At 54.1% G+C, this 12,897-nt stretch carries 11 protein-coding genes and 5 tRNA genes; all 16 read left to right on the plus strand.

Annotated elements, in window-relative coordinates:
- The first annotated feature begins 36 nt into the window (after positions 1-36).
- The 16 genes from JT31_RS16505 to gshA all read left to right on the plus strand — a co-directional run bounded on the left by JT31_RS16505 (position 37) and on the right by gshA (position 12,754).
- Positions 37-732, plus strand: a complete 696-nt coding sequence (locus JT31_RS16505) for a metal ABC transporter ATP-binding protein (protein WP_038479513.1) — start codon at positions 37-39, stop codon at positions 730-732.
- Positions 729-1,613, plus strand: a complete 885-nt coding sequence (locus JT31_RS16510) for a metal ABC transporter permease (protein WP_038479516.1) — start codon at positions 729-731, stop codon at positions 1,611-1,613. The genes JT31_RS16505 and JT31_RS16510 overlap by 4 nt, the downstream gene beginning before the upstream one ends.
- Positions 1,610-2,488 (plus strand): metal ABC transporter substrate-binding protein, encoded by an 879-nt coding sequence (locus JT31_RS16515; RefSeq protein WP_038479519.1) that lies wholly within the window; start codon positions 1,610-1,612, stop codon positions 2,486-2,488. Before JT31_RS16510 ends, JT31_RS16515 begins: the two co-directional genes overlap by 4 nt.
- Before the next feature lie 133 nt (positions 2,489-2,621).
- Complete coding sequence (gene pncC, locus JT31_RS16520; protein WP_038479522.1) at positions 2,622-3,131, plus strand: nicotinamide-nucleotide amidase; 510 nt, start codon at positions 2,622-2,624, stop codon at positions 3,129-3,131.
- An 85-nt stretch (positions 3,132-3,216) separates the two neighbouring features.
- Positions 3,217-4,281 carry a recombinase RecA gene (gene recA / locus JT31_RS16525; RefSeq protein WP_038479525.1) on the plus strand — a complete coding sequence of 355 codons (1,065 nt, stop codon included), beginning with the start codon at positions 3,217-3,219 and terminating at the stop codon, positions 4,279-4,281.
- A 524-nt stretch (positions 4,282-4,805) separates the two neighbouring features.
- Positions 4,806-5,321, plus strand: a complete 516-nt coding sequence (locus tag JT31_RS16530) for a regulatory protein RecX (RefSeq protein WP_038479528.1) — start codon at positions 4,806-4,808, stop codon at positions 5,319-5,321.
- A 139-nt stretch (positions 5,322-5,460) separates the two neighbouring features.
- Positions 5,461-8,088: an alanine--tRNA ligase gene (gene alaS, locus JT31_RS16535; RefSeq protein WP_038479531.1), complete on the plus strand. Its 2,628-nt coding sequence runs from the start codon at positions 5,461-5,463 to the stop codon at positions 8,086-8,088.
- 245 nt (positions 8,089-8,333) lie between these two features.
- A complete protein-coding gene (gene csrA, locus JT31_RS16540) occupies positions 8,334-8,519 on the plus strand; it encodes a carbon storage regulator CsrA (protein ID WP_008458257.1) in 186 nt (61 codons plus the stop codon).
- Between the two features lie 299 nt (positions 8,520-8,818).
- Positions 8,819-8,911 (plus strand) — tRNA-Ser (locus JT31_RS16545).
- A gap of 4 nt (positions 8,912-8,915) precedes the next feature.
- Positions 8,916-8,992, plus strand: a tRNA-Arg gene (locus JT31_RS16550).
- 195 nt (positions 8,993-9,187) lie between these two features.
- Positions 9,188-9,264: transfer RNA gene (locus tag JT31_RS16555), tRNA-Arg, on the plus strand.
- 194 nt (positions 9,265-9,458) lie between these two features.
- Positions 9,459-9,535 (plus strand) — tRNA-Arg (locus tag JT31_RS16560).
- Positions 9,536-9,735: 200 nt separating this feature from the next.
- Positions 9,736-9,812: transfer RNA gene (locus JT31_RS16565), tRNA-Arg, on the plus strand.
- A 317-nt stretch (positions 9,813-10,129) separates the two neighbouring features.
- A complete protein-coding gene (gene yqaB / locus JT31_RS16570; protein WP_038479534.1) occupies positions 10,130-10,696 on the plus strand; it encodes a fructose-1-phosphate/6-phosphogluconate phosphatase in 567 nt (188 codons plus the stop codon).
- Positions 10,693-11,121: a YqaA family protein gene (locus JT31_RS16575; protein ID WP_038479537.1), complete on the plus strand. Its 429-nt coding sequence runs from the start codon at positions 10,693-10,695 to the stop codon at positions 11,119-11,121. Before yqaB ends, JT31_RS16575 begins: the two co-directional genes overlap by 4 nt.
- 76 nt (positions 11,122-11,197) lie before the next feature.
- On the plus strand, positions 11,198-12,754 hold the full coding sequence (gene gshA, locus JT31_RS16580; RefSeq protein ID WP_038479540.1) for a glutamate--cysteine ligase: 1,557 nt from the start codon (positions 11,198-11,200) through the stop codon (positions 12,752-12,754).
- The last annotated feature ends 143 nt before the right edge of the window (positions 12,755-12,897 follow it).

The following is a 12,897-nucleotide window of genomic DNA, read 5'->3' on the forward strand; positions in this document are numbered from 1 at the left end:
ACTTTGGGGCGCCATTCACTGGGCGGTTATCCTGCCATGATCGAATTGAAGAACCTTGAGCTGGGCTATTACGGCAATGTGGTGGTGTCGGCTATTAGCGGCCGATTTCAGCGGGGCAGCATGACCGCAGTCATCGGGGCTAACGGCTGCGGTAAATCGACGCTGTTAAAAACCTTAGCCGGGCTGCTGCCGCCGATTTCCGGTCGGGTAAACTTTCAGGACGATGCCCGGCCGCGTATCGCCTGGCTGCCGCAGCTGGGTGAAATGGACAGGCAGTTTCCCGCCACGGTTTATGACGTGGTTTGCATGGGAAGCTGGCCGGGGCGCGGGCTATTTTCTGGCCTGCGTCGTAAGCACCGTGAACGCGTGATGGAAGCTATTGAGCGCGTGGGCTTAACCGAGCATTACCTGCGTCCGATTGAGGTGCTCTCCGGGGGGCAGTTTCAGCGCATGCTGTTTGCCCGCCTGCTGGTTCAGGACGCGCCGCTGGTGTTGCTTGATGAGCCGTTCACCGGCGTGGATGCACAGACCAGCGAATTTTTGATGGAACTGATGTGCCAGATGCATCGGGATGGAAAGACGCTTATCAGCGTGCTGCATAACAACGAGCTGGTGCGTCGCCATTTTCCTGAAGTCTTGCTGCTCACGTCAGATGGTTACCAGTGGGGCAACGCCGACGAAGCCTTAGCGCAATACGCTTCCTTTCGCCCACGGCTGGTACAAACCGCATGATTTATCACCTCTTTATTGAGCCCTTTGTGGCCTACGGTTTTATGCGTCGGGCGCTGGTGGCCTGCCTGTCGCTTTCCCTGAGCACCGTTCCTCTTGGCATTTTTCTCCTGCTGCGCCGCATGAGCCTGGTGGGGGATGCGCTTTCTCACGCCATTTTGCCCGGCGTCGCCGTGGGCTATTTAGTGGCCGGTATGTCGCTGGTGGCGATGGGCGTCGGAGGGTTTGTCGCCGGCGTGCTGGTCGCTTTGCTTTCCGGCTGGGTGAGCGCGAGGACGCCGTTAAAAGAAGATGCCAGCTTTGCCGGATTCTACCTTGGTTCGCTGGCGCTCGGCGTGACGCTGATTTCTTTGCGCGGTTCAAGCGTTGACCTGCTGCATCTTCTATTTGGCTCGATTCTCGCCGTTGATGGCGAGGCCATTAAGTTTGTGGGCCTTATTGCGAGCGTGACGCTGATTGCGCTGGCGTTGCTCTATCGCGGGCTGGTGATGGAGTCGTTTGACCGCAGTTTTTTACAGGTCAACAACCGGCTGCTGCCGTCGCTGATCCACGGCACATTTCTGGCGCTGCTGGTGCTTAACCTGGTCGCCGGTTTCCAGATCCTCGGCACATTAATGTCCGTTGGCCTCATGATGCTGCCCGCCATTGCCGCGCGGTGCTGGGCTAAGACGCTGCCGGGGTCGATCGCGCTTGCCGTAGTGTGCGGCCTGATTTGCGCCTGGTTAGGGCTGGTGTGGTCTTTCTACGCCTCGTTACCCGCCGGGCCGGCCATCGTGCTTACGGCGAGCGTCGCATTCTTTATCTCAATACTTTTCGGACCGCGCAGCGTGCTTGCAGGGAGCCTGCTGCGTAGGAAATTGGCAATCATAAAGGGGGTTAAATGAAACGTTTAGGGATAGGTATTGCGCTGGCACTGGCGCTTTCCAGCCAGATGGCTGCGGCTAAAACGCTGAATGTGGTGGCAAGCTTTACCGTGCTGGCCGACATGGCTAAACAGGTTGGCGGTGAGCATGTGAAGGTCACCAGCCTGGTTGGGCCGGATGGCGACCCGCATAGCTTCGAGCCGTCGCCAAAAGACAGCGTGGCGCTGCGCAACGCGGATGTGGTGATTGTTAGCGGGCTAGGCATGGAAGGGTGGATGGATCGCCTGGTGACGGCATCCGGCTATAAAGGGAAAGTTATCGTCGCTTCGCAGGGGATCAATACCCGCAGTATGGAAGAGGACGGCAAATCTATTACTGACCCACATGCGTGGAACAGTGCGGCAAACGGGGCAACCTACGCGGAAAATATCACCGCGGCGCTGGTTGCAGCCGACCCACAGGATGCAGCGGCTATCCGCAAAAGCGGTGATGGCTATGCAGCACGCCTGAAGCAACTCGATAGCTGGGCGAAAAAACGCTTTGCGGATGTGCCTCAAACTCACCGTAAGGTGCTGACCAGCCACGATGCGTTTGGGTATTTCGGCGAAGCTTATGGCGTGACGTTCCTGGCGCCGGTGGGCTTTTCAACCGAAGCGCAGGCGAGTGCCAGCGATGTTGCTTCTCTGATTAAACAGCTGAAAGATGAACATATCTCCACCTACTTCATCGAAAATCAGACCGACCCACGCCTGGTGAAACAAATCGCAGGCGCAACAGGTGCGAAGCCTGGCGGTGAGCTTTATCCTGAGGCGCTTTCAGGCCCTGGCGGCCCGGCAAGCACCTACGAAATGGCGTTCAAGCACAACGTGAACACCATCGCCAACAGCATGAAATAGTCCTCTCCCTCCGGCCAGCTTTCGCTGGCCGTTTCAATTCTGGAACCTTTCCCGAGCATCCTGATGTAATCCCCTGCAACGCCCGTAAAATGCTATCGTGTTGGGTAATGATATGTCTACAATCGGAGCCAGCATGACAGACAGCGCATTGTTTGAGCTAAGCAAGCGGGTAGGGAATGCCCTCGGGCAGCTTGGGGCCACCGTGACCACCGCAGAGTCCTGTACCGGCGGCTGGATAGCGAAAGTCATTACCGACGTGTCGGGGAGTTCAGCCTGGTTTGAGCGGGGCTTTGTGACCTACAGTAATGAAGCCAAGCATCAGCTGATCGGCGTAAATACGCTGACGCTGGAGGCCTATGGCGCCGTCAGCGAAGGCGTGGTGCTTGAGATGGCGCAAGGCGCACTTGCCGCAGCGAAAGCTGATTATGCCGTGTCCGTCAGCGGTATTGCCGGGCCAGACGGTGGCAGTGATGAAAAACCGGTGGGTACCGTATGGTTTGGCTTTGCTGAAAAGCAGGGCCGAACGTCGGCAAAGATGCAGCGCTTTGACGGAGACCGGGATGCCGTTCGTCGGCAAGCGACGGAATATGCCCTGCAAAGCCTGTGGAATGATTTTCTAAAAAATAAACTTGATACTGTATGACTGTACAGTATAATTGCCTCAACGAAACAGTATTGAGAACGCGGGGTTGCGAATCATCGCATCACTCAGCATGACAGGAGTAGAAATGGCTATCGACGAAAACAAACAGAAGGCGTTAGCGGCAGCACTGGGCCAGATTGAAAAACAATTTGGTAAAGGCTCCATCATGCGCTTGGGTGAAGACCGTTCCATGGACGTGGAAACGATCTCTACCGGTTCACTTTCTCTGGACATCGCGCTGGGCGCAGGCGGCCTGCCAATGGGCCGTATCGTAGAAATCTACGGGCCTGAATCTTCCGGTAAAACGACGCTGACCCTGCAGGTTATTGCTGCCGCGCAGCGTAGCGGTAAAACCTGTGCGTTCATCGATGCCGAGCACGCGCTGGACCCGGTATACGCTAAGAAACTGGGCGTTGATATCGACAACCTGCTGTGTTCCCAGCCGGATACCGGTGAGCAGGCGCTGGAAATCTGTGACGCGCTGGCACGTTCCGGCGCGGTTGACGTCATCATCGTCGACTCCGTTGCGGCGCTGACGCCAAAAGCGGAAATCGAAGGCGAAATCGGCGACTCTCACATGGGCCTTGCGGCACGTATGATGAGCCAGGCGATGCGTAAGCTGGCGGGTAACCTGAAGCAGTCCAACACGCTGCTGATCTTCATCAACCAGATCCGTATGAAAATTGGCGTCATGTTCGGTAACCCGGAAACGACCACCGGCGGTAACGCGTTGAAATTCTACGCATCTGTCCGTCTCGACATTCGTCGTATCGGTGCGGTGAAAGATGGCGAAAACGTCGTCGGCAGCGAAACCCGCGTGAAGGTTGTGAAAAACAAAATTGCAGCGCCGTTTAAACAGGCTGAATTCCAGATCCTCTACGGCGAAGGCATCAACTTCTACGGTGAGCTGGTTGACCTGGGCGTGAAGCACAAGCTGATTGAAAAAGCGGGTGCCTGGTACAGCTACAACGGCGAAAAAATCGGTCAGGGTAAGGCAAACGCCAGCAACTTCCTGAAAGAGAACAAGCCGATGGCAGATGAGATTGAGAAGAAACTGCGCGAAATGCTGCTGAATAACCAGGACGGCACGCCAGACTTCACGGTAGATGACCACAACGAAAACGCGGTCGAAACCAACGAAGACTTCTAAGTAATACAAAGGGCCGCTAACGCGGCCCTTGAGACTGCTGACAATGTTCATTGCTCTAAAAAGTCCGAACCCAGGTCTAATAAAAACAATGAATAATGTTCTCTGGTTTACCCCAAACAGTCGAAAACCACGTTTTTCGGCTGTTTGTCATCAATACAAAGGGCCGCTAACGCGGCCCTTGAGACGGCTGACAATGTTTATTGCTCTAAAAAGTCCGAACCCAGGTCCAATAAAAACAATGAATAATGTTCTCTGGTTTACCCCAAACAGTCGAAAACCACGTTTTTCGGCTGTTTGTCATCAATATGAAGGGCCGCTAACGCGGCCCTTGAGACTGCTGACAATGTTCATTGCTCTAAAAAGTCCGAACCCAGGTCTAATAAAAACAATGAATAATGTTCTCTGGTTTACCCCAAACAGTCGAAAACCACGTTTTTCGGCTGTTTGTCATCAATATGAAGGGCCGCTAACGCGGCCCTTTGTGCTTTCTCCCACCCTGATATCGACCTGTGCCACACGACCCTATGCCCGATAACATCACCTCCCCCCGCCGTAGTCCCTTTGCCCGTCTTTTGGATAAGGCAACCCGTATTCTGGCCATGCGCGACCACAGCGAGCACGAACTGCGCCGTAAGCTGGCTACGCCTTCTGCCTTTGCGGCCAAATTTGCCAAAGAGGATGAGCCTGAGATAGCGCAGGAGGATATCGATAAGGTCATTGCGTGGTGTTATGAACATCGCTGGCTGGACGACGTGCAGTTTGCGTCACGCTTTATTGCCAGCCGTAGCCGTAAAGGTTACGGGCCACAGCGTATTCGCCAGGAGCTGAAGCAAAAGGGCATCGATCGGGCCATTGGCGAGTCGGCAATGATGGCCTGTGACATTGACTGGCAGCCGCTGGCGTGCGAGCTGGCCGAGCGAAAGTTTGGCACACCGCTCCCAACGGAGTGGCAGGCGAAGGCGAAAGTGCAGCGTTTTCTTCTCTATCGTGGCTTCTTTATGGAAGACATTCAGGAGATCTGGCGAAATTTTGCTGATTAGGGCCACACTGGATTTTACTTCCCACGCCAGAAAACTTATCTTATTCCCACTTTTTTCCAGGTAAGCTGGCCTGAGCCGTCCGCGTTACGGCCGTCATGGCAGGTTTACAACTCTTCGTTAGCTTGATTCCAGGATAATTATGAGCAAGAGCACCGCTGAGATCCGTCAGGCGTTTCTCGATTTTTTCCATAGTAAAGGCCACCAGGTTGTAGCGAGCAGCTCCCTGGTCCCGAACAACGATCCGACTTTGCTGTTTACCAATGCCGGGATGAACCAGTTCAAGGATGTCTTCCTGGGTCTCGACAAGCGTAATTATTCCCGCGCCACAACCTCTCAGCGTTGTGTTCGTGCAGGCGGCAAGCACAACGATCTGGAAAACGTCGGTTACACCGCACGTCACCATACCTTCTTCGAAATGCTGGGTAACTTCAGCTTTGGCGACTATTTCAAACACGATGCGATCAACTTTGCCTGGGAACTGCTGACCGGTGAAAACTGGTTCGCGCTGCCGAAAGAGCGCCTGTGGGTGACCGTCTACGAAACCGATGACGAAGCCTATGAAATCTGGGAAAAAGAAGTCGGTGTGCCGCGCGAGCGTATTATTCGCATTGGCGATAACAAAGGCGCAGCCTTTGCATCCGATAACTTCTGGCAGATGGGCGACACCGGTCCTTGCGGTCCGTGCACCGAGATTTTCTTCGATCATGGCGATCACATCTGGGGCGGCCCACCGGGCAGCCCTGAAGAAGACGGCGATCGCTATATTGAGATCTGGAACATCGTGTTCATGCAGTTTAACCGTCAGATTGACGGCACTATGCTGCCGCTGCCAAAACCATCGGTGGATACCGGTATGGGGCTGGAGCGTATTGCGGCCGTACTGCAGCACGTTAACTCCAACTACGATATCGACCTGTTCAAAAAGCTGATTCAGTCCGTAGCGGAAGTGACTGGCGCGACCGATCTGTCTAATAAATCCCTGCGCGTTATTGCGGACCACATCCGTTCCTGTGCGTTCCTGATTGCCGACGGCGTCACCCCTTCTAACGAAAACCGTGGCTACGTTCTGCGCCGCATCATTCGTCGCGCTATTCGTCACGGTAATATGCTGGGTGCGAAAGACACCTTCTTCTACAAGCTTGTTGGGCCGTTAGTCGAAGTGATGGGTTCTGCAGGCGAAGAGCTGGCAAAACAGCAGGCGCTGGTTGAGCAGGTTCTGAAAACCGAAGAAGAGCAGTTCGCTCGTACGCTGGAACGCGGCCTGGCGCTGCTGGACGACGAGCTGGCGAAGCTGAAGGGCGACACGCTGGATGGCGAAACCGCTTTCCGCCTGTATGACACCTACGGTTTCCCTGTGGATCTGACGGCTGACGTTTGCCGCGAGCGCAACATTAAAGTTGACGAGGCGGGCTTTGAAGCCGCAATGGAAGAACAGCGTCGTCGTGCGCGTGAGTCCAGCGGTTTTGGTGCAGACTACAACAGCATGATCCGTGTAGATTCTGCTTCTGAATTTAAAGGCTACGACAGCCTCGATCTGAATGCGAAAGTGACCGCGCTGTTCGTTGACGGCAAGTCCGTTGACCAGGTGACTGCGGGTCAGGATGCCGTCGTTGTGCTAAACGAAACGCCGTTCTACGGTGAGTCCGGCGGCCAGGTTGGTGACAAAGGTACCGTGAAAGGCAACGGCGTCGACTTCGCGGTCAACGACACCCAGAAATACGGCCAGGCGATTGGCCACCTGGGCAAGCTGGTTTCCGGCGTGCTGAAAGTGGGCGACAGCGTTGAGGCGAAAGTTGACGAAGCCCGTCGCGCTCGCATTCGCTTGAACCATTCCGCAACGCACCTTCTGCATGCTGCGCTGCGCCAGGTTCTGGGCACTCACGTTGCTCAGAAAGGTTCTCTGGTAAACGATAAAGGCCTGCGTTTCGACTTCTCTCATTTTGAAGCGATGAAGCCGGCTGAAATCCGCGCTGTAGAAGATATCGTCAACGCGCAAATTCGTCGTAACCTGCCTGTCGAAACCAAGGTTATGGATCTCGAAGCGGCGAAAGCGAAGGGCGCAATGGCGCTGTTCGGTGAGAAATATGATGACCACGTGCGCGTTCTGAGCATGGGGGACTTCTCCACCGAACTGTGTGGTGGTACTCACGCTTCTCGTACAGGTGACATCGGTCTGTTCCGCATCGTTGCGGAATCCGGTACGGCGGCTGGCGTGCGTCGTATTGAAGCTGTGACCGGCGAAGGCGCACTGGCTAATCTTCATGCGCAAAGCGACCAGCTGCACGACATTGCTCAACTGCTGAAAGGCGATAGCCAGAACCTGAACGAGAAAGTACGTTCGGTGCTGGAACGCACCCGCCAGTTGGAGAAAGAGCTGCAGCAGTTGAAAGAACAGCAGGCTTCGCAGGAGAGTGCAAACCTCTCCAGCAAAGCGGTTGAAGTAAAAGGCGTTAAATTACTGGTAAGCGAGCTGAGCAACGTCGAACCTAAGATGTTGCGCACCATGGTCGATGACCTGAAAAATCAGCTCGGCTCCGCCGTGATTGTTCTGGCCACCGTGGCAGAAGGGAAAGTGTCTCTGATTGCTGGTGTCTCCAAAGATGTGACCGACCGCGTTAAGGCGGGGGAACTGGTGGGGATGGTTGCACAGCAGGTTGGCGGCAAAGGGGGCGGTCGTCCTGATATGGCTCAGGCCGGTGGTACAGATGCGGCGGCACTGCCGGGCGCACTGGCTGGTGTTGAAGCCTGGGTTACGGCAAAACTCTGAAAATAACTAAAAGTGTATTGCGCCATAACTGTTCTCAGTTATGGCGTACTAACATTTACACATTATCAATAATGATAAAGTCAGGTTGAAGTTGTGTATATCGGCTAAACTTAGATATAACAGAGTGTAATGCTATGACAGAGTCCGTTTTATCTATTTGTCATCCGCTACATTTTCGCGTTATATGATGGATAATGCCGGGATACAGAGAGACCCGACTCTTTTAATCTTTCAAGGAGCAAAGAATGTTAATTCTGACTCGTCGAGTTGGTGAGACCCTTATGATTGGGGATGAGGTGACCGTGACTGTGCTTGGGGTAAAAGGCAACCAGGTACGTATTGGTGTTAACGCCCCGAAAGAAGTCTCTGTGCACCGCGAAGAGATCTACCAACGTATCCAGGCTGAAAAATCCCAACAAACGAATTTCTAAAGATATCGCGTCTCGCTGGGCTACAGCGAGGCGCACCTCTCCTGCAGTTTCCTTTCTCTCTCCAGTTAATACTCCTTTGCTTCGTTTATCGTCGGGCCGTTTCTGCACGCTTATCGCCGTTTGCCTGTTGATAAAACACTCTTTTTGTCTCCAAATTACGCTAATCGAGCGTGATTTGTGCAATCGATAGCGAGTCGGGAAAAATTGTTTGACTTATAAGTCCCAGAAAGTAATATGTGCGCCACGCAGCGACGAGAAGCTCTTACGAGTAACTCGAAGCACTCGAAAGAGGCGTGTGTGGTGAGGTGGCCGAGAGGCTGAAGGCGCTCCCCTGCTAAGGGAGTATGCGGTCAAAAGCTGCATCCGGGGTTCGAATCCCCGCCTCACCGCCATTTTGCATCCGTAGCTCAGCTGGATAGAGTACTCGGCTACGAACCGAGCGGTCGGAGGTTCGAATCCTCCCGGATGCACCATTTCCCCCCAAGTCATTAGCAATGACAGTGTGACAGAGAAATAAATTTCTCCGCCAACACCAGGGAGGATAACGTTGCTTAGCAACGGCCCTTAGGGCGAGCAAACGGCGAATCATTTTCCCGAATGCACCATCTTCATCAGTGTTGCGGCATGATGAGTGACATTGATTCAGTAGTAAAAGCAGTAATCCCGATGCATCCGTAGCTCAGCTGGATAGAGTACTCGGCTACGAACCGAGCGGTCGGAGGTTCGAATCCTCCCGGATGCACCATTTTCTTCCCAGTCATCGGCGATGACGGTGTGACAGAGAAAGTTAATTTCTCCGCCAGCACCAGGGAGGATAACGTTGCTTCAGCAACGGCCCTTTAGGGCGAGCCTTCGGCGAGTCATCCTCCCGGATGCACCATCTTCTCCCGATTATCAAATGTTGATAATTGAGACGCGTAGTAAAGCAGTAATCCCGATGCATCCGTAGCTCAGCTGGATAGAGTACTCGGCTACGAACCGAGCGGTCGGAGGTTCGAATCCTCCCGGATGCACCATTTCTTCCCAGTCATCAGCGATGACGGTGTGACAGAGAAAGTTAATTTCTCCGCCAGCACCAGGGAGGATAACGTTGCTTCAGCAACGGCCCTTCAGGGCGAGCCTTCGGCGAGTCATCCTCCCGGATGCACCATTCTTCTTCGCTGTTGCCTGTAATGTCAGGCAGTAACGAATCAGTAGTAAAAGCAGTAATCCCGATGCATCCGTAGCTCAGCTGGATAGAGTACTCGGCTACGAACCGAGCGGTCGGAGGTTCGAATCCTCCCGGATGCACCATATTCTCCCGCATCATTAGCGATGACGGTGTGACAGAGAAAGTTAATTTCTCCGCCAGCACCCAGGGAGGATAACGTTGCTTCAGCAACGGCCCTTTAGGGCGAGCCTTCGGCGAGTCATCCTCCCGGATGCACCATTTTCTTCCCAGTCATCCTCCCGGATACACCATTTTTCCCCGCACTTTTTAATCCCCTATTAGCACGTTTTCTCCAATTTTTAATACTCCTTTTTCGCAACCCCCCCCGGACCACAGACAGCGACAATTTCAGCCATTTACGCTAAAGTAACGCCTCGACATTCAGCGAAGTGAGGGTGAGATGTACGACCGCTATGATGGTTTAATCTTTGATATGGACGGCACAATTCTCGATACGGAACCGACTCACCGTAAAGCCTGGCATGAAACCCTTGGCCGCTATGGTATGAGCTTCGACGAGCAGGCGATGGTTGCCCTGAACGGTGCGCCGAGTTGGAAAATTGCCGCCGCAATTATTGAAAGCCACAATGCCGATCTCGATCCCCACAGCCTGGCAGCCGAAAAAACTGCTGCTGTACGCGCGATACTGCTAGACACCGTGCGCCCGTTGCCGCTGATTGAAGTGGTAAAAGCCTGGCATGGCCGCCGGCCTATGTCCGTCGGCACAGGTAGCGAAAGCGATATCGCAGAGGCCCTGCTTAAACACCTGGGCCTTCGCCACTATTTTTCGGCGGTGGTGGCAGCAGATCATGTTAAACACCATAAGCCTGCACCTGATACCTTCTTACGCTGCGCCGAACTGATGGGCGTAACGCCGCAGAAGTGCGTTGTCTTTGAAGATGCCGATTTTGGCCTTCAGGCCGCGCGCAGTGCGGGAATGGATGCGGTGGACGTGCGCTTACTGTGAGCGACACGCTGTCGCTCCTCTCACTGTTCAGCAGCAGCTTCCTGAGCGCAACTCTGCTTCCGGGCAGCTCGGAAGCGGTGCTCGTGGCGCTTCTGGTCGCCGGTAGCGGTCCGGTATCGGTTCTTGTGATAATAGCAACAATCGGTAATAGCCTTGGCGGTATGACTAACGTTATTCTGGGGCGCTTTTTCCCGCAGCGTATACAATCGCGCTGGCAGGGGAAAGCGACCGACTGGTTGACTCGTTTTGGCCCAGCCACGCTGTTATTGAGCTGGATGCCGCTAATAGGCGATCTGTTGTGCCTTCTGGCCGGGTGGCTACGCCTGAGCTGGGGGCCGGTGATATTCTTTTTATGCCTTGGTAAAGCGCTACGCTACATCGTTGTCGCGGCTGCAACGGTACAAGGCATGGCGTGGTGGCACTAATTGCGTGGGATGAGTCTTCATTACCGGCGAAAACAATTATGCTTATTAAAATAAATTCGACAGGCGGGAGGTCAATTTGATCCCGGACGTATCACAGGCTTTGGCCTGGCTGGAAAAGCACCCTGAAGCAGTAAAAGGCATTTGCCGTGGTCTTGAGCGTGAAACGCTACGCGTGACGCCAAAAGGCGATTTAGCCACCACCGGGCATCCTGAAAGCCTTGGTTCAGCGTTTACTCATAAATGGATTACCACGGACTTCGCCGAAGCCCTCCTGGAATTTATTACCCCGGTTGATGGTGACATTGACCATATGCTCACCTTCCTGCGCGACGTTCATCGCCATACGGCGCGTGAGCTGGGCGAGGAGCGCATGTGGCCGCTGAGTATGCCGTGCTACATCGATGACGGTCAGAACATCGAGCTGGCTCAGTATGGCTCTTCTAACGCGGGCCGCTTTAAAACGCTCTACCGCGAAGGGTTGAAAAACCGCTATGGCGCGCTGATGCAGACCATTTCCGGCGTGCATTACAATTTCTCCCTGCCGATGGCTTTCTGGCAGGCAAAATGCGGCGTGCAGGACGCTGAAAGCGGCAAAGAGGCGATTTCTGCCGGCTACTTCCGCCTGATCCGCAACTATTACCGCTTTGGTTGGGTTATTCCTTACCTGTTCGGTGCTTCTCCGGCTATCTGCTCTTCGTTCCTGCAGGGCAAAGAGAGCGCTTTACCGTTTGAGAAAACCGAATGCGGCATGTATTACCTGCCGTATGCCACCTCGCTGCGTTTGAGCGACCTGGGCTACACCAACAAGTCGCAGAGCAATCTGGGTATTACCTTCAACGATCTAAACACCTATGTTGATGCGCTGAAGCGGGCGATTAAAACGCCGTCGGAAGAGTACGCTAAGATTGGTTTGATGAAGGATGGCAAGCATTTGCAGCTCAACACTAACGTGCTGCAAATTGAAAACGAACTCTATGCGCCGATTCGTCCAAAACGCGTGACGCGTGACGGTGAATCGCCGTCAGATGCGCTGCTGCGCGGCGGCATCGAGTATATCGAAGTGCGTTCGCTGGATATCAACCCGTTCTCGCCGATTGGCGTGGATGAGCAGCAGGTTCGCTTCCTCGATCTGTTTATGATTTGGTGCGTGCTGGCCGATGCGCCGGAGATGAGCAGCGACGAGCTGCTGTGTACCCGCACCAACTGGAACCGTGTGATTCTGGAAGGGCGTAAGCCTGGGCTGACTCTGGGCATTGGCTGTGAAACGGCACAACATCCGCTGTCAAAAGTGGGTAAAGACCTGTTTGCTGACCTGCGCCGCGTGGCGGAAACGCTCGACGGCATGACCGACAGCCAGGAATACCAGCAGGTTTGCGACCAGCTGGTTGCCAGCTTTGACGATCCGGAATTAACGTATTCAGCGCGTATTTTGCGTTCTATGATTGATAACGGGATTGGCGGCACCGGCCTGGCTCTGGCCGAACAATACCGTCAGCAGTTGGTTCAGGAACCGTTGGAAATTTTAACAGCGGATGCGTTGCAGAAGGAGCATGATGCTTCATGGCAGCGTCAGCGGGATATCGAAGCGGCGGATACAGAGTCGTTTGATAGCTGGCTTGAGAAGAAGGCCTGACAAAAAAGAAAATGGCCACATACTTGTGGCCAAACATTCATCTCTGAATAACAGGGATGATGATAACAAATGCGCGTCTTTCACATACTCAGACTCGCGTGCGTAAAAATAGTTTCAATTATTTTAAAAAAAATCATTTTATC

This window comes from Cedecea neteri (genome assembly GCF_000757825.1).
GTDB classification, from domain to species: domain Bacteria; phylum Pseudomonadota; class Gammaproteobacteria; order Enterobacterales; family Enterobacteriaceae; genus Cedecea; species Cedecea selenatireducens.